The 16,825-nt window shown below is 70.2% G+C and carries 15 protein-coding genes; 3 read left to right on the top strand and 12 right to left on the bottom strand.

What is annotated here, in order from left to right; genetic code table 11:
• Positions 1-30: 30 nt before the first annotated feature.
• From LRX76_RS12500 to LRX76_RS12490, 3 genes are read left to right on the top strand one after another with little or no spacing between them, the layout of a single operon-like run.
• On the top strand, positions 31-1,335 hold the full coding sequence (locus LRX76_RS12500; RefSeq protein WP_231805712.1) for an aminotransferase class V-fold PLP-dependent enzyme: 1,305 nt from the start codon (positions 31-33) through the stop codon (positions 1,333-1,335).
• Positions 1,335-3,173 (top strand): peptidase M61, encoded by a 1,839-nt coding sequence (locus tag LRX76_RS12495; protein ID WP_231805711.1) that lies wholly within the window; start codon positions 1,335-1,337, stop codon positions 3,171-3,173. Before LRX76_RS12500 ends, LRX76_RS12495 begins: the two co-directional genes overlap by 1 nt.
• On the top strand, positions 3,157-3,768 hold the full coding sequence (locus tag LRX76_RS12490) for a YitT family protein (protein ID WP_231805709.1): 612 nt from the start codon (positions 3,157-3,159) through the stop codon (positions 3,766-3,768). The genes LRX76_RS12495 and LRX76_RS12490 overlap by 17 nt, the downstream gene beginning before the upstream one ends.
• Here the strand turns inward: LRX76_RS12490 and LRX76_RS12485 are convergent.
• The 12 genes from LRX76_RS12485 to LRX76_RS12430 all read right to left on the bottom strand — a co-directional run bounded on the left by LRX76_RS12485 (position 3,753) and on the right by LRX76_RS12430 (position 16,804).
• Positions 3,753-3,962, bottom strand: a complete 210-nt coding sequence (locus tag LRX76_RS12485; RefSeq protein ID WP_231805707.1) for a hypothetical protein — start codon at positions 3,960-3,962, stop codon at positions 3,753-3,755. The two genes, LRX76_RS12490 and LRX76_RS12485, sit on opposite strands and share 16 nt — an antisense overlap.
• A gap of 363 nt (positions 3,963-4,325) precedes the next feature.
• Entirely contained in the window at positions 4,326-5,669 is a 1,344-nt protein-coding gene (locus LRX76_RS12480; RefSeq protein ID WP_231805705.1) for an ATP-binding protein, read from the bottom strand.
• 10 nt (positions 5,670-5,679) lie between these two features.
• Positions 5,680-7,017 (bottom strand): sigma-54 dependent transcriptional regulator, encoded by a 1,338-nt coding sequence (locus LRX76_RS12475; protein WP_231805703.1) that lies wholly within the window; start codon positions 7,015-7,017, stop codon positions 5,680-5,682.
• Between the two features lie 3 nt (positions 7,018-7,020).
• On the bottom strand, positions 7,021-7,434 hold the full coding sequence (locus tag LRX76_RS12470) for a type II toxin-antitoxin system VapC family toxin (protein WP_231805701.1): 414 nt from the start codon (positions 7,432-7,434) through the stop codon (positions 7,021-7,023).
• The gene (locus LRX76_RS12465; protein WP_231805699.1) at positions 7,431-7,664 is read right to left on the bottom strand and encodes an AbrB/MazE/SpoVT family DNA-binding domain-containing protein; all 234 of its coding nucleotides are present in this window, start codon (positions 7,662-7,664) and stop codon (positions 7,431-7,433) included. The genes LRX76_RS12470 and LRX76_RS12465 overlap by 4 nt, the downstream gene beginning before the upstream one ends.
• Before the next feature lie 87 nt (positions 7,665-7,751).
• Positions 7,752-8,999 (bottom strand): FtsX-like permease family protein, encoded by a 1,248-nt coding sequence (locus tag LRX76_RS12460; protein ID WP_231805697.1) that lies wholly within the window; start codon positions 8,997-8,999, stop codon positions 7,752-7,754.
• Positions 9,000-9,011: 12 nt separating this feature from the next.
• On the bottom strand, positions 9,012-10,346 hold the full coding sequence (locus tag LRX76_RS12455; RefSeq protein ID WP_231805695.1) for an ABC transporter permease: 1,335 nt from the start codon (positions 10,344-10,346) through the stop codon (positions 9,012-9,014).
• A 34-nt stretch (positions 10,347-10,380) separates the two neighbouring features.
• Entirely contained in the window at positions 10,381-11,619 is a 1,239-nt protein-coding gene (locus LRX76_RS12450) for an FtsX-like permease family protein (RefSeq protein ID WP_231805693.1), read from the bottom strand.
• Position 11,620: 1 nt separating this feature from the next.
• The gene (locus LRX76_RS12445; protein ID WP_231805691.1) at positions 11,621-12,943 is read right to left on the bottom strand and encodes an ABC transporter permease; all 1,323 of its coding nucleotides are present in this window, start codon (positions 12,941-12,943) and stop codon (positions 11,621-11,623) included.
• 34 nt (positions 12,944-12,977) lie between these two features.
• Positions 12,978-14,213, bottom strand: coding sequence for an FtsX-like permease family protein (locus LRX76_RS12440; protein WP_231805689.1), 1,236 nt, complete (start codon positions 14,211-14,213; stop codon positions 12,978-12,980).
• A gap of 47 nt (positions 14,214-14,260) precedes the next feature.
• A complete protein-coding gene (locus LRX76_RS12435) occupies positions 14,261-15,565 on the bottom strand; it encodes an ABC transporter permease (RefSeq protein WP_231805687.1) in 1,305 nt (434 codons plus the stop codon).
• A 21-nt stretch (positions 15,566-15,586) separates the two neighbouring features.
• Positions 15,587-16,804 (bottom strand): FtsX-like permease family protein, encoded by a 1,218-nt coding sequence (locus LRX76_RS12430; RefSeq protein ID WP_231805685.1) that lies wholly within the window; start codon positions 16,802-16,804, stop codon positions 15,587-15,589.
• Positions 16,805-16,825: the final 21 nt, after the last annotated feature.

The raw sequence follows: 16,825 nt of genomic DNA, 5'->3' as shown, positions 1-16,825 counted from the left end.
GATCCTTTGGCAGCGATTTGGAGTACCGAGATGAGCGACGACAGCGACAGCGGGAGACTGCCGGCCATGGCCGCCGGCAACGGCTTCGACCCGGCGCGCAGGCGCTGCCTAGGTGTGCTCGGGGCGCTGCCGGTGGTCGGCGCGCTGGCGCCGCCCGCGGCAGCGGGTGCGGCGGGACGCGGTGCAGCGACGGCCGGCGGGCTGGACGGAGCACGCGGCCAGTTCGAGATCGACGGCATCCATCTCAACGGCGCCTACACCCATCCGCTGAGCCGCACCACCGCGCAGGCGCTGCGCGACTACCTCGACGGGCGCCTGCTCAACGCCGCCAGCCGCGCCCCGGGGCGGCCGAGCGAGCCGCCGCCGAACCCGGCGCTGTTCGCGCGGCTGATCCATGCCGACGAGGACGAGATCGCCCTGGTCCCGAGCACGATGGTGGGTGAGAACCACGTGGTGTCCGGGCTGGGCCTGCCGGGCAGCCGCCAGCGCGTGGTCACCGACGCGTATCACTTCGACGGCTCGCTCTACATGTACCAGGAGCTGGCCCGGCAGGGGCTGGAGGTGGAGATCGTGCGCCCACGCGACAACCGCATCCGGCTGGAGGACCTCGACAGGGCGATCACTCCGGGCACGCGCCTGGTCGCGGTCACCCTGGTGTCAAGCATCAACGGCTTCCAGCACGACCTGAAGGCGGTCTGCGACCTGGCCCATTCGCGCGGGGCGCTGGTCTACGCCGACATCATCCAGGCCGCCGGCACCACCCCGATCGACATCCATGCCAGCGGCGTCGACTTCGCCGCCTGCGCCACCTACAAGTGGCTGATGGGCGACTTCGGCATGGGTTTCTTCTACGCGCGCCGGCACAGCCAGCCGCAGCTGCGGCGCAGCCAGTGGGGCTACCGGCAGATGGCCGGCCACACCACGCATTTCCTGCCTTTCGACCCGCCTGGCGCCAACGTGCAGGATTCCGTGGTGCGCGAGGACCTGCCGGGCAGGATCGAGGTCGGCACGATGAGCAATGCCGCGCGGGCGGCGCTGGGGCCGTCGCTGCGGTACCTGCTGGCGCTGACGCCGGAACGGATCGAAGCCTGGCGCCAGCCGCTGCTGCGGCGCCTGCACGAGGCGCTGCCGCGCCTGGGCTACCAGCCGATGACGCCGCCGGACTCGCGCTCGGCGCTGGTTTCCTTCGCCGGCGAGAACGTCGGCGCCAGGATCGCGCCGCGGCTGGCCGCGGCCGGCGTGGCGATCAGCGTGTACCGCAACCATTTCCGGGTGTCCCCTTCCTTCTACAACACGCTCGACGATGTCGAGCGACTGATCGAGGCCTTGTCGTGATGCGAAAGATCGCCGTGCTGGTGGCGCTGTGCAGTTGCGCCTGCGTGGGCCTGGCGCAGCCGGGCGGGCTTGCGTCCCCGGCCGAGCAGGACCGGTTGCCGGACTCCGTGGCGGAACTGGCGATCTTGCTGAGGCCGCTGCCCTCCGCCGATGGCAGCGGGATCGAGGCGCTGGAGGTCGTCGAGACACTGGCCGGCGCGACGGCCGAACCGGGCGGCGTCCTGCTGGAGATGCCGTACGTCAGCTCCAACGTGCCCACGGCCATCGCGCAGATCGGCGAATTGCAGGCCCGCGACGAGCGCGGCGCGCTGGCGCTGGCGGCGCACGACGAGGGAGCCGATCCCGAGCGGCGGCGACAGTGGCGCATCGATCGTCCCGTGCACGGGAGCATCCGGCTGAGCTACCGGGTCACACTGGCGGCGCCGCTGGCCGCGCGCGGCGCCGCGCCGCCGATCGAACTGCGCAGCGAGGACGGCGGTTTCTCCGGCGGCGGCGCGACCTTCCTGCTGCGCCCGCCTGGCGGGAGCTACCGGCTGCGTGCGGATTGGGACCTCTCGCGCCTGCCTGCCGGCGCGGTGGCCGCCAGCAGCCTGGATACCGTGGCGGACGCACCGCTGCCGGTGGCCACGCTCGACAAGGCCTACTTCATGGCCGGCAGCGTCGGCCGCTACCCGGCTGCGCCGAGTGCGACGGGGTTCTTCTCGGTATGGCAGGGCAGGCCGCCGTTCGACGCGACCGGACTGATGTCCTGGGCCGAACGCCTGCGCACGCACTACGAGGCGTTCTTCGCGGTCGAGCGCACGCCGTATGGCGTGTTCATGCGCCGCAACCTGGTCAACCCGGGCGGCGGCATCGGCATGTACCGCTCGTTCGTCATCACCTACGGCGAGCAGGAGGGCAGCGATCCGGAGGAGCTGAAGCTTACGCTGGCGCATGAGATGTTCCACACCTTCCAGCCGCGGATCGAGGATGCCGGCAACGGCCTGGAAAGCGCCTGGTTCAACGAGGGGCTGGCGGTGTTCTACCAGCGCTCGCTGCCGCTGCGCTACGGCATGCTCGACGCCGACGGTTTCCTGCGCGACCTCAACTACCATGCCGCCCGCTACTACACCAACGCGCTGGGCAACGTGCCCAACCGCGAGGTGCCGGCGCGGTTCTGGGAGGACACGCGGGTGCGCACGCTGCCCTACGATCGCGGCTTCCTGTACTTCGCCACGGTCGACGATGCGGTGCGCAAGGCTTCGCACGGGCGCCGCTCGCTCGACGACCTGATGCTGCAGATGCATGCGCGCCAGCGCCGCGGCGTGGCGATCGACAACGCCGACTGGGAGGAGCTGCTGCGCCGCGAACTCGGCCAGCCCGGCGTGGATGCGTTCCACGCCATGCTGCAGGGCGCCACGCCGTTGCCCGCGTCCGATGCGTTCGGGCCCTGTTTCCGGCGCATCTCGGTGCCGCTGCGGCGCTATCAGCTCGGGTTCGAGCCCAAGGTGCTGACCGAGCCGCGGCGCATCGTGCACGGGCTGATCCCGGGCTCGGCGGCCGAGGCGGCCGGGCTGCGCGACGGCGACGAGATCATGGTCCCGGTGGGGCAGGACGCGATCCAGGGACGCCAGGACGGGGTACTGGTCCTGCAGGTGCGGCGCGACGGACAGGACCTGCGCATCGCCTACCGTCCGCGCGGGGAGACCGTGGACGCCTGGCAGTGGCAGCGGGTCGACCCGGTGCCCGGGCAGCGCTGCAGCCTTGCGCCGGATGCCGCCACAACCGATCGCCGTGCGCCGGCGATCTTCCCGGTCGCCCGCATCGGACTGGCGGGTCCCCGTGTCGATCGACGGTAGGCCGGGACGGCACAGTGCGGTCGAGGACGCGCAGGGGCTGATCGGAGCCGCCCTGGTCGCCGCCGTGGGCATTGCGGTGTTCAGCGCCGGCGGGCTGATGCTGGGCGGCATGGCCGGGGTGGCGCTGCTGCTGCACTACGTGACCGGGATGGGATTCGGGGTGCTGTTCACGCTGTTGAACCTGCCGTTCTACTGGCTGGCGGTGCGTCGCATGGGATGGACGTTCACCCTCAAGACCTGCTTCGGCGTGGCGGCCTGCGGCGCACTGGCGGATCTGCTGCCGCGCTGGGCCAGCTACCAGCAGGTCACGCCGCTGTACTCGGCGGTGGTCGGCGGCATGCTAACCGGGCTGGGCATCCTGATGTTCATCCGCCATCGCGCCAGCCTGGGTGGGCTCAACATCCTGGCGCTGTTCCTGCAGGAGCGCCGCGGCTGGAGCGCGGGCAAGCTGCAGATGGCGTTCGACATCACCCTGATGGCCATCGCGCTGCTGGCGATCGAGCCGTCGCGGGTGTTCTATTCGGTCATCGGGGCGATCGTGCTCAACATGGTGCTGCTGTTCAATCACCGTCCTGGCCGCTACACGGGCATGTAGGGATCGGGAAGCGTCCGCCCGCAAAGCGGCCCGCCGGGAGCGCGCCGGTCGCGTGGCGTGGGTCTTGTGCGGGAGTCAGGGGCGGGCAGCGGCAGGTTCTGCAAGGGACGGGTGTTCTTCCAGCGGTAGCCGCGGAAATCGCGCTGGTCGTTGAAGAGGATGCGGCCTTCGTGCAGCTGTTCGGCCAGGCCCATCCGCGAAGGCGTCGGCCAAGTTCATCGGCAGGTCGCGGTGGCGCCGCATCAGGTGGGCGCCGCGGGCCGGGCCGTCGTCCGGTGGCGCGAACACTGCGCAGGCACCCTGCGCCACGGCGTCGACGAAGGCCAATGCCTGGCGGTTACCGATACGTGCGTTCAATGGATGCGCGACCCCGGCCGGCAGCGGCCAGGTGCTGGCGAAGCCCTTCAGCGTTCGGCCGCCGCGCGCGCGGCGCCGTGGTGGCGGTGGCGCAGGGCTCCCCGTAGGAGCGACTTCAGTCGCGATGGGCTCTACCGGTAAAGCCTCATCGCGACTGAAGTCGCTCCTACAGGTCGCTACAGGGGATGTCGAACGGGGCCTCAGGCCAGCGGCAGCAGCAGCGTCACGCACAGCCCGCCGTTGTCGCGGTTGCGCAGCGAGATGCGGCCGTCGTGCGCCTCGACGATCTCGCGGGCGAGCGCCAGGCCCAGGCCGGTGCCGTTGCGCTTGGTGGAGTAGAACGGGGTCAGCGCGTTCTGCAGCACGGCCTCGTTCATGCCGCTGCCGCGGTCGAGCACCTCGATGCGCAGCCATTCCGGGATGCGCGACAGGCGCACCACGACGTCCTCGCCCCTGGACGCCTCGCCGCTCGCCTCGTGGGCGTTCTTGATCAGGTTGAGCAGCGCCTGCTCGATCTGTGCCGTGTCGATGCGGGTGCCGGCATCGCCTGCCTGGTTGTCCAGCTCGAACGGGATCTGCTGGCGCAGGCCCTGCAGGAACAGGTCCCAGCGGACCGGCTGCAGCCGCGGCTGCGGCAGCTTGGCGAAGCGGGCGTAGCCGCGGATGAAGCCTTCCAGGTGGCGCGCGCGTTCCTCGATGGTGGCGAACACCTCGCCCAGCCGCTCGCCGCGGTTGCGCCGCAGCAGCTCGGCGCCGGAGTGCGCCAGCGAGGCGATCGGCGCCAGCGAGTTGTTGAGCTCGTGGCTGATCACCCGGATCACCTTCTTCCAGGTCTGCACTTCCTGGCGGCGCAGCTCGGTGGTGAGCGAGCGCAGCAGCAGCAACTCGTGCTGGCGCCCGTTGAGATGGAACTGGCGGCGCGAGAGGTGATACACCTGCTCGCTGTCCTCGTCGTCGCTTTCGCCGCGCACCGCGAACAGGCTGTCGCTGCCGCGGCCCAGGGCTTCGCGCATCTCGGCGGGCGCGTTCTCGAGCACGCTTTCGATGCGCTTGCCTTCCAGCTTCCAGCCGCCGTGCAGCAGCTTGCGCGCGGCGATGTTGGAAAACACCACGCGGCGCACGCCGTCGCCGCCGGCGGCCAGCAGCAGCATCGCCACCGGCGTGTTCTGCACCATCGTGTCCAGCAGCAGTTCGCGCTGCATCAGGCCCTGGCGCTGCTCGCGCAGCACCTCGCCGAGTTCGGCGTGGGCGCGCACCAGCTGCGACAGCTCGTCGTTGCCGCCGCGCCAGTGCACGCCGAAGTTGTATTCGCCGTCGCGGTAGCTGCTGGTGGCGCCGGCCAGGGCACGGAACAGCGAGCGCATCGGCGCGGTGGCGCGGCGCAGCGTCCACCACATCAGCGCCAGCAGCAGCACGGCGGACACGACGATGACCTCCCAGCCGCGATCCATCCAGTAGGCCAGCAGCCACGGCATGGCGGCGGCCAGCACCAGTAACGGCAGCAGGCGCAGGAACAGGTCGAAGGTGAAGGAGCGGCGGATCATGCGCGCCGGCTCATTTGGGCGCGATGCCGTGGCGCTCCATGCGCCGGTACAGTGCCTGCCGGCTCATGCCCAGGTCCGCGGCGGCCTGGGCGATGACGCCGCCGGCACGGGCCAGCGCCTGCTCGATGCGGACCTTGTCCGGCTCGGCCGCGGGGCTGGGGCGTGCCGGTGCCGGGCGCGGCAGGTTGAGGTCGGCCGCCTCGATGCGATCGCCGGGGGCGAGCAGCTCGGCGCGCTGGATCACGTTGCGCAGCTCGCGCACGTTGCCGGGCCAGGCATGCCGCTGCAGCGCCGTGCGCGCGGAGGCGGCCAGCGGCTTGCCGGCGGCGAGGAAGTGCTCGGCCAGCGGCAGGATGTCGCCGGGCCGCTCGGCCAGCGGCGGCAGCGCGATCTCCACGGTGTTGAGGCGGTAGTACAGGTCCTCGCGGAAGCTGCCGTCGCGGATCATCGCCGGCAGGTCGGCGTTGGTGGCGCTGATCAACCGCACCTTGACCCGGCGTTCGCGGTTGGAGCCCAGGCGCTCGAAGCGCCCGGTCTCCAGCACGCGCAGCAGCTTCATCTGCCCGGCCGGCGGCAGGTTGCCGATCTCGTCCAGGAACAGGGTGCCGCCGTCGGCCGCCTCGAACTTGCCCTCGCGCGCCTTGTTGGCGCCGGTGTAGGCGCCGGCCTCGGCGCCGAACAGCTCGGCCTCGATCAGCTCGGCCGGCAGCGCGCCGCAGTTGAGGGTCACGTAGGGGCCGTGGGCGACCTGCGAGTTGGCCTGCACGATCTCGGCGATCTTCTCCTTGCCGCTGCCGTTGGCGCCGGTGATCAGCACCGGCAGTTCCGAGCGCGCGACCTGGCAGGCCAGGGCGATGGCGCGCTCGCTGGCCGGGTCGGCGAAGACCGCGCCGCGCAGGTCGTAGCGGCCCTGCAGCTGGTCGCGGTTGCGCTGCTCGCGCATGCGCCGGTGTTCGAGTTCGCGCCGCGCCTCGGACAGCTCGATCAGGTTGTTGACCGTGGTCAGCAGCTTGGCGTCGTCCCAGGGCTTGGCGATGTAGTCGGCGGCGCCGGCCTTGACCAGCTCCACCGCGCTGCCCAGATGGGTCCAGGCGGTGAGCAGGATGACCGGCAGGTCCGGGTGCGCGGCGCGGATCTGCCGGAACAGGGCCTGGCCCTCCTCGCCGGAGGTGGTGTCGGCGCTGAAGTTCATGTCCTGGATCGCCAGGTCGAACGCCTGCGCGGCCAGCGCCTGCAGCCCGGCCTGCGGCGAATCGGCATGCATCGTGTCGATGTCGTGCAGCGAGAACAGCACCTCCAGCGCGGTGGCCACGGCGGGGTTGTCGTCGATGATGAGGATCTGGGGCATGGGTCAGGCCGGGTCCGGGCAGATCAGCCGCAGTCTGGGAAAGTGGCTGCGATGGCGCCGTACGTCGCGTGTGAGCTGCGGCAGCCTCGCGACGGCGGCGTGGGCGCCGATCAGGAAGTCCGGCAGCGGCGAGTGGTGCTGGCCGCCGTCGCGGGGATAGCGCACGAACGCCTTGCCGGCCAGGAAACCGGCTTCCCAGCGCAGCGGAAGGCGGGTGAAATCGGCCGGGGGCAGCGCTTCGTCCAGCTCCTCGATGCGTTCGAAACCGACCGAGACTTCCGCGTAGATCAATGGATTGCTGCAAAGCGGCGCCTGGGCCGCTTGGTCCTCCAGCGTACGTGCCGACCAGTCGAACCAGGCCGGGGCCTCGGTCGGCACGTCGAGCAGGACGTTGGCGTCCACCAGCACCTGGCTCACGGGGTCTCGCCGCGGGTCAGGGCCATGATCTGCTCCGTGCTCGGGCGGGCCGTTGCGGGGCCGCGCAGGCGCGTCACCAGCCCACGTGCCTGCGCGGCGCCGGGCGCGCGCCTGCGCAGCCAGACGCGGCCGCCTTCGCGGACGAACCCGATCTCGCTGGAAGGCCCCAGGTCCAATGCTTCGCGGATGTCCTGGGGAATGGTGACCTGCCCCTTGGATGTCATGGGCATGGGGGAATCTCCTTGGATCCTCGGTAAGAGTATTACTGCGTGCAGGCTCTTTCCAATGCACGCGACTGCCGATCGAGAGAACGCCATTCACGCGCTGCGCGTGGCCACCGCCGGCGGCACCGCGGCGGCGCGGCGGGCCGGCCAGAACACCGCGAACTGGCCGAGCCCCCACAGCAGCGCCGCGCCGACCGGCAGGTAATGCAGCGGCAGTCGCGGCAGTTCGTAGTACTGCATCAGCCACAGGTTGGCGGCGTAGGCCAGCGGCATGCCCAGCAGCAGGCCGAGCAGGGTCAGCAGCAGGTTCTCGGCCTGGAAGTGGCGCAGGATCTGCCCTCGGGTGGCACCGAGCGCGCGGCGGATGCCGATCTGGCGGGTGCGCTGGTCGATCCAGTAGCCGGTCAGGCTGGCGATGCCGATGGCGGTGATCAGCGCCACCACCGCGCTGACCGTGCCCAGCAGCCACACCGCCGCCCGGCGCGGCCTGAAGGCTTCGCGCCGCAGGCTCTCGTAGTCCTCCACCTTGGGCTCGATGCCACGCAGCAGGCCGTCGCCGAAATCCCGCTTGAGCAGCGCCGGGATCGCCGCCTTCGCCGCCTCGCGCTGCGCCGGGTCGACGCGCACGGCATAGCTCAGGATCGGGGTGCCGACGATGCGATGGGGCAGCAGGATCGAGTACTCGGCCTTGCCGTCGTCCAGCTCGCCGATCTGGTAGCGCAGCAGGTGGCGGACGATGCCGACCACCACGAAGCTGTCCGAGCCATCGGCTTCGTCGCCGGGGAGGACGCCGCCCAGTGCGCCGCCGTCCGGGAACAGCTTGCGCGCCAGTGCGGCGGTGAGGATCACCGGAGAGCTGCGCGAGCCCAGGCCCTTGGAGAGATCGGTGTCGCTGTAGTCGGCGCTGTCGAAGTCGCGCCCCTGCACCAGTTCCAGCCCCAGCGTCTGCACCAGGTTCTCGCCGGCGAAGGCGCTCGCGTTCACGGCAACGCCGCTGGGGCCGGTGAGATCGTAGGCCATCGTCATCGACTGCAGCATCGGCAGGCCGAGTGCCGGCGACACCGCACGCACGCCGGGCACGGCGCGCAGGGCGTCGGTCCCGGCACGGATCCGGGCGCCGTTCCACGGTCCCTTGCCGCCGATCAGCTGATCGACCAGCAGCAGCTCGCCGCGGGCGATGCCGTCGGGCAGCAGCATCGGCGCCAGCCGCTGGCCGAGCAGGAACAGCGCATTGGCAAGGATGGCGCAGGCCAGGGCGATCTGCACCACCAGCAGCAGCGGCATCAGCCGCTGGCGCAGCAGGGGAGCGACGATGGGACCGGGGAAAGGCATGGAAAGCATGGGGGATCCTCGTCAGAGACTCTTCACTTGCAGCGCCGGCTCCAGCCGTGCGGCGCGCCAGGCCGGCAGCAGGCCGACCAGCAGTCCGGTGAGCGCGGCCAATGCCAGCAGCGCCAGGAACAGGCCCGGGCTGAAGTGCGCCTGCTCGGTGTAGTCCTGCTCCTGCATACGCACCACCCACAGCCCGAACAGCGTCAGCGGCAGCGCCAGCAGGCCGCCGGCCAGGCCGGCCAGCCCGGACTCGACCAGGCACTGCAGCACGATCGCGCGGCGTGGCGCGCCGAGCACGCGGCGCACGCCCAGTTCGCCGGAGCGGCGCAGGAAGCGCGCGGCGAGCAGCCCGGCGACGTTGACCATGCACAGCGCCAGCAAGCCCAGCGCCAGCCACAGGTTCAGGCGCACGCCGTCGGGCACCACGCGGTTGGCGGCGAGCCATTGCCGCACGCTGTAGAGCCGGGCCTGTGGCGCTCGCTCGAAGGCGCCGGCGGCGCGGCGGTCGCGGGCGTAGGCCAGCAGCGCGTCGTCGAATGCGGCCACCTGCTGCGGCGTGTGCAGCTCGACCCACAGCTGCAGCCAGCGGCAGGCCTGGATGTCGAGCTCGTTGAACTTGAAGCCGCCGGTCAGTTCGCGGTCGCATAGCTGGGTGGCCATCGGCACGACGCCCGCATCGGCCGCGGCCTGCGCCGGGACGAACACCGTTTCGCCGCGGTTGCCGCCCCACCAGACCGGGCTGCCCGATCCGAGCGCGTAGAAGCGCGGCTGCGGCGCCCAGCGGCCGCTGATGCCGACCACACGGAACAGGTTCCTGCCCAGGCGCACGTTGCGGCCGACGCCGTTCTGCGTGCCCAGCAGCTTGAGGCTGATGTCGCGGTCGATCACGATGACGCGCTCGCGCGCACGCTCCTCCTGCGCGGTCCAGTAGCGCCCGTGCAGCAGCGGCACGCCGAACATCGACGGCAGCGGCCCGGTCGCCAGGATCCCCTGGCCGGAGTCGCTGCGTTTGCCGTCCTCGCTGGACAGGTTCAGCGGTGTGGACACCAGCGCGGCCTGCCGCACCTGCGGATGCGCCGCGGCCATGGCCTGAACGTCGGCCAGCTTCCACAGCGACGGCGGCGCGGCGCTGTCGTCCTCGGGCTTGCTGCCGGGCTTTGATGCCTGGCGCGAGTCCACCCAGCCCAGGTACAGGTTCTGGCTGAGGCCGGGCAGCGGGTCGGCCGAGAGCATCGCCAGCAGGCTCAGCATCGTCATCGTCGCGGCCAGGCCCAGCGCCAGCGTCAGGATCGACAGCGCCATCGTGCGCGGATGCCGGCGCAGCCCGCGCAGGCCGAGTTCGAGCGTGTAGTTCACCGGATGCCTCCTTCCTGCATGTCGTGGTTCCTCTTCATGCGCTGCGCGTGGCCACCACCGGCGGCACCGCCGCGGCGCGGCGGGCGGGCCAGAACACGGCGAGCTGGCCGAGCGCCCACAGCAGCAACGCGCCGATGGGCAGGTACCAGATCGGCAGCCGCGGTAATTCGTACTTGCTCATCAGCCACTGGTTCAGGGCTACCGCCGCGAGCATGCCGGCGACCGCACCGGTCCCGACGATCAGGGTGTTCTCTGCCTGGAAGTAGCGCAGGATGTCACGGCGCGTGGCACCGATGGCGCGGCGGATGCCGATCTGGCGGGTGCGCTGCTGCACCCAGAAACTGGCCAGCCCGCCGATCCCCAGCGCGGTGACGAACAACAGCGCCAGGGTGGTGGCCAGCAGCAGCCCGACCATGGTGGTGTCGCGCTGGAAGTAGCGATGGCGCACATCGGCGAAGGTCTTCTGGTCCTTGTCGGAGAGCAGTCGCATCGGTCCGGCCTTGATCAGCGCGTCGCGTGCCTGGCGCAGTACGCGCTGGCGGTCCCCGGGCGCGCTGCGCAACAGGTACTGGGTGGTGGTGGCGTCCGGCAACTGCGGCGTCAGCGCCACCAGCCGATCCTGGTCGGAGCTGCGCAGCCTTGGCCGCAACAGGTCATCGATCACCCCGACTACCACGTGCGGGCTGCTGCCGTAGATGGTCTTGCCGACTGCCTGCTGGTCCGGCCACATGCGCTGGGCCAGCGACTGGCTGACGATGACCGGCAGGTTCCTGATGTCCGTGGCGTACTCATCGGGCAGGAAGTCGCGCCCGGACACCAGATGCGCGCCCAGCGCCTGTGTGAAGCCGGGGGAGCCGGCGTAGTAAGTCGCCTCCACACAGGAAGCGATTCCATCGGCCGAGCGCGCGGCCATGGCTTGCTCCAGTGCGGCCTGTGACGCGCAGCCGCCCATGTCGTTGGCGCCGCCGGACAGCGGCAGCGTCGATTCCACGGCCGCGGCAGCGGTGACGCCGGGCACGGCACGTAGCGCGGCCAGGTCCGTCTGCTGCTGGGCCTGCACGTTGGTGTCGTCCTGCACGCCCTGGACCGAGATCAGCGAGATCTCGCCTTCTGGCAGGCCGGTGGGCGTGCCGATGCGTTCGACGCGAACGCCAATCAGGAATACGGCATTGATCACGATCGCACAGGTCAGCGCCACCTGCAGCGACAACAGCGTGGTGGTCATGCGGTGATGGCGCAGGCTTGCCAGGATGGGGCGGAGGGGCAGGGACATGTCAGCTGGCCTTGATCTGCAGGGCGGGGGCGATGCGGCTGGCACGCCAGGCCGGCAGCAAGCCGGCCAGCAGCGTGGCGGCCAGTGCCAGCAATACGGTCACCACGAGCATCGTGGTATCCATCTGCGCTACCTTGGCATAGGCATCGGGGCGTTGGCGTACGCTCCACAGGCCCAACTGGGCCACGCCGATGCCCAGCACCCCGCCCAGCACGCCGATCAACACGGCTTCTGCGCCAAGTTGGGTGAACACATCGCTGCGACGCGCCCCGAGCGCGCGTCGGATGCCGACCTCGCTGCCGCGGCGCAGGAATTTTGCGAGCAACAGCGCCACGATGTTGAGCAGGCTCACCACCAGGAAGCCCACCGCCAGATGGGTCTGCAGGCGCAGGTCGTCGGGCACCAGGCGCAGATGCGCCAGCCAGTCCATCAGCGGATACAGTCTGGCGGTGTCGGGGCCTCGCTCGAAACGGCCGCTGGAATGCTGCTGCGCGGCGTAGTCGTAGAGGAAGCGCCGATAGTCGGCCACCTGTGCGGGGGTGTCCAGTTGGACCCACATCTGCAGCCAGCTGGTGGACGGATCGGTATACATGTCCTTGCGCTCGGCACGGGCCCAGCCGGCGACGTGATTGGACGTGCCCAGTTCCAGCTCCATTGCCGTGGACAGCGGCAGGAAGAAGGCATCTTCTTCGCCGAAGCCGCCCTTCTGGCCCGCGTCGGCATAGAACTGCGGCTGCGGGTTCCAGTCGGCGGCCACGCCGACGACGCGGAAGCCCACCCGCTTGCGTGTCACCTGGACCATCCGGCCGACCGGATCGGCGCTGCCGAACAGCTTGCGTGCGGTGGTATTGCTCAGCACCATCACACGGGCGCGGGCCGTGTCGTCTGCCGTGCTCCAGCCCTGTCCATGCTCCATCGGTACACCGAACATGGGGAAGAAGTCGGCCGTGGCAAAACGGCCCGGTAGTTGCACCGGCAGCGGCTCGCCTTCGACGGGCCACAGCAGCGCTTCGCCACCGGCCAAGATTGCCTGGCGTGCCGCCTTGCCGTTGCGCAGCAGCGCCATCGCATCGGGCCAGGTGAGGTTGTCGGCTGGGCTTCCCCATTCGTTGTCGCGCGGGAAATTCTTAGGCAGCGGATCCAGGTGAGGCACGAACAGCATGCTGCTGCGTTCCGGGATCGGGTCGCGCGACATCACGTGCAGTACGGTCAGCATGGTCATGCTGGCGCCGATCCCCAGGCCGATGGCGCTCACCATCAGCGCGGTCATCACCGGTGTACGACGCAGACTGCGCAGCGCCAGGCGCAGGTAGTAAACGATCAAGGCGTGCTCCTTGTCATGAACGAATCCATGCGGTTCATGCGCTGCGCGTGGCCACCACCGGCGGCACCGCGGCGGCGCGGCGGGCGGGCCAGAACACGGCGAGCTGGCCGAGCGCCCACAGCAGCACCGCGCCGATGGGCAGGTACCAGATCGGCAGCCGCGGCAGCTCGTACTTGCTCATCAGCAGCTGGTTGAGCGCGTACGCCAGCAGCATGCCCAGCACGATGCCGCTGGTGGTGAGCAGGAAGTTCTCGGTCTGGAAGTAGCCCAGGATCTGCCCGCGCGTCGCGCCGAGCGCGCGGCGGATGCCGATCTGCTTGGTGCGCTGCTGCACCCAGAAGCTGGCCAGGCCGACGATGCCGAGCGCGGTGACGATCAGCAGCGCCACGATCACCGCTCCCAGCAGCCAGACCATCGAGCGCGGCTGCCGGTAGAACTCGCTGCGCAGCTGCTGCACGGTCTTGGTGTTCTTGTCGAGAATGATGCGGTTGTTCGCGTTGGCGCGCAGGGCGGCGACCGCCGCCTTCAGTACCTCGTCGCGGCGTTCGGGCTGCGTGCGCAGCACGTAGTTGCCGCCGACGTTGTAGTGCGTGCGCACCGGGAAGACCATGCTGTACTCGCGCGCGGTCGGTCCGCCCTGCATGCTGGGCCGCACCAGGTGCTCGATCACGCCGATGATGCGCGTGGGGCTGTCTCCCCAGCTGTAGAACGTCTTGCCGACCGCATCCTCGCCGGGGAACAGCGTCTCGGCCAGCTGGCGGGTGACCAGCGCGACCGGGATGTGGGTGGCGAAAGCGTCGGTCCTTTCGATGACGCTGTAGTCCATGTATTCGCCGGGCTCGAAGTCGCGGCCGGAGACGATGCGCAGGCCCAGGGTATCCACGAACTGGTCCGCAGCCATGTACACGGTTGCGTTCAGCGTGTCCCGGTCCTGCTCCTTTTCCAGCTGCAAACCGCTGTTCCACGAGGAGTTGACGAACGGCACCTGGTTGAGCACGGTCGCCGCCCGCACTCCCGGGATGGAGCGCAGCGACGCCAGGTCGGTCCGGGTCAGTGCGTCGGCGTCGTCGTCGCCGCCGATGCTGGTCAGCTGCACCCGTACCAACTCGTCTTCGGCCAGCCCGCTGACCTCGTTGATCTGTTCGAGCCGGCTGCCGACCAGGAACAGCGCGTTGCAGACGATGGCGCAGGCCAGCGCGATCTCCAGCACGATCAGGCTGGCGGCGGTCTTGTGCCGGCTCAGGGTGGAAAGGATGGGGCGGATTTCCATGGTGTTCTCCGGGCGGTGCGGTTCCGGCCATCGCCGGAACGGCTGGATCATTGCGATTTCAGCTGCATGGCGGGTGCGATCTGCATGGCGCGCCAGGCGGGCAGGGCGCCGGCCAGCAGGCTTGCGACCAGGGACAGTGCAAAGGTGAGCAGCAGCATGGCCGGGTCCAGCCGCGCCAGGTCGGCATAGTCGACCGGCTGCTGGCGCACCGCCCACAGCCCGAGCAGGGCCAGGCCCAGGCCGAGCACGCCGCCGCACACGCCGATGGTGCCGGCCTCGACCATGCACTGCCGGAACACCGCACTGCGGGTGGCGCCCAGGGCGCGGCGCACGCCGATCTCGCTGCCGCGGCGCAGGAACTTGGCCAGCAGCAGGCCGATGGTGTTGAGCAGGCAGACCAGCAGGAAGCCGAAGGCCAGCCACATCTGCATGGCCACGTCGCGCGGGACCAGGCGATGGAAGTCCATCCATTCGGTCACGTCGCGCAGGCGCACGTTGGTCGGACGCTCGAAACGCCCGGCGGTGCGTTGCTGGTCCGAATAGTTGGCCAGGTACTGGCGGTACGCGCTGACCTTGTCCGGCGAGTCCAGCTGCACCCAGTACTGGATCCAGGCGCACGGGGCGGTGGGGCTGGTCGGGTCGCCGCCGTTGTCGCCCCAGCAGTCCATGCTGCCGTTGCGGTCCATCTTCAGGTCGCGCGAGGTCGAGAACGGCAGGAACACCTGCTCGGTCTCGCCATAGCCGCGCTGCCCGAACACGTCGTAGAACTTCGGTGTCGGCCGCCATTCGTCCAGCACGCCGACGATGGTGAAGTCGGCGGTGTCCAGGCGCAGCGTCCTGCCGACGCTGTCGGCACCGCCGAACAGCTTGTCGTTCAGGGAGCGCGAGATCACCGTCACGCGTGCATGCGCCTGGTCCTCGCCCGCGTTCCAGGCGTTGCCGAACAGGAACGGCATGGCGAACATCGGGAACATGTCCGCGGAGGTATAGCGAGCGTCTGCCAGGAACGGTGGTAGCTGCTGCTGTTGCGGCGTGATCGAAACGGAGCCGCCTGTCATCATGGCCTGGCGGTCGCCCTTGTTCTCGCGCAGCAGTGCCTCGGCGTCGTAGCGGGTCAGTTGCGGCTGCGGTTCCTCGCCGGCAACGTATCCGCTCATGCTCTGGGCATCGAGCTGGGGATGGAACAGCATCTGGCTGCGCCCGGGCAGCGGATCGCCGGACAGCACATGGAACACCGTCAGCGTGGTCATGCTGGCGCCGATGCCCAGCGCGATCGCCAGCACCATCAGCGCGGTGAGCACCTTGTTGCGCCTGAAGCTGCGCAGGGCGAGGTTGAAGTAGTAGCCGAACATGGGTCGATCTCCTCGGGGTTCTCAGGCGCTGCGGGTGGCGACGACGGGGGCGATGGCGGCGGCGCGCAGGGCAGGGCCGAGCACGGCGAGCTGCCCCAGCGCCCACAGCAGCACGGCACCGGCGGGCAGGTAGGCCAGCGGCAGCCGCGCCAGCTCGGAGTGCCGCATCAGCAGCAGGCTGCCGGCGTAGGCCAGCAGCATGCCCAGCACGATGCCGGCCGTGGCGAGCAGGAAGTTCTCGGCCTGGAAGTGGCGAAGGATGTCGCCGCGGGTGGCACCGAGCGCGCGGCGGATGCCGATCTGCTTGGTGCGCTGGGCCACCCAGAAGCTGGCCAGGCCGACGATGCCCAGCGCGGTGACCAGCAGCATCGCCGCGATCACCGCCACCAGCATCCAGGCCATCGCGCGGTCGCTGCGGAAGTAGCGTTCGCGCAGGCCGGAAAGGGGCAGGCTCTGCGCCTGGTCGAGGACCGATTCGGGCACCGCGCGGGCCACCACCTCGCGCGCGGCCTGCATCGTGCGCGGCAGGTCCAGTGGATCGGCGCGCAGCACGTAGCTGCCCGATTGCGCGTCGCTGCGCACCGGCACGATCACCGACCATTGCGCGCCGGCCACGCCTTCCTCGCTGCGGCCCGGTGCGGGGACGGCGAAATGCTCCAGCACGCCGGCCACGCGGAAATGCGCGTCACCGCTCCAGAACTCCTTGCCCAGCGGGTTCTCGCCCGGCCACAGGTGCTCGGCCAGCGAGCGGGTGATCCAGACCGAGGCGTCGTTCGGCACGAAGCTGTCGATCGGCTGGAAATCGCCGGCGGCAAAATCGTTGCCCTGCGCGGGATGCAGGTCGAGCGCTTCGATCGCCGCGGAATCGAACAGGTAGAAATGCAGCACGCCGCCGAAATGCTCGCCTTCGCGGTCGAGGTGGATGCCGGCATAGGCGGCAGGCGGGCCGAATGGGAGGGCGTTGACCGTGCCGGCCGCGCGCACGCCAGGGATCGCGCGCGGCGCGCCGAGCACCCGCGCGTTGAGGTCGGCGTGGTTGCAGCCGTCGCAGCCGCTCAACGTGATCGTTCCCAGCGAGTGCTCGTCCATGCCGCTGTCGATGCGGGTCAGGCCAAGGCGGGTGGAAACCAGGAAGAAGGCGTTGCACAGCACCGCGCAGGCCAGGGCGATCTCCAGCACGATCAGCATGGTGGCGATGCGGTGGCGGCCGAGGGCGGAGAGGATGGGGCGGATATGCATGGAAGGTGCTCCGGTCTGCTT

The organism is Stenotrophomonas sp. MMGLT7 (genome assembly GCF_021168555.1).
Classification (GTDB): Bacteria; Pseudomonadota; Gammaproteobacteria; order Xanthomonadales; family Xanthomonadaceae; genus MMGLT7.
The sequence above is the reverse complement of the archived record's forward strand: the minus strand, read 5'-3'. Positions and strand labels throughout refer to the sequence as shown.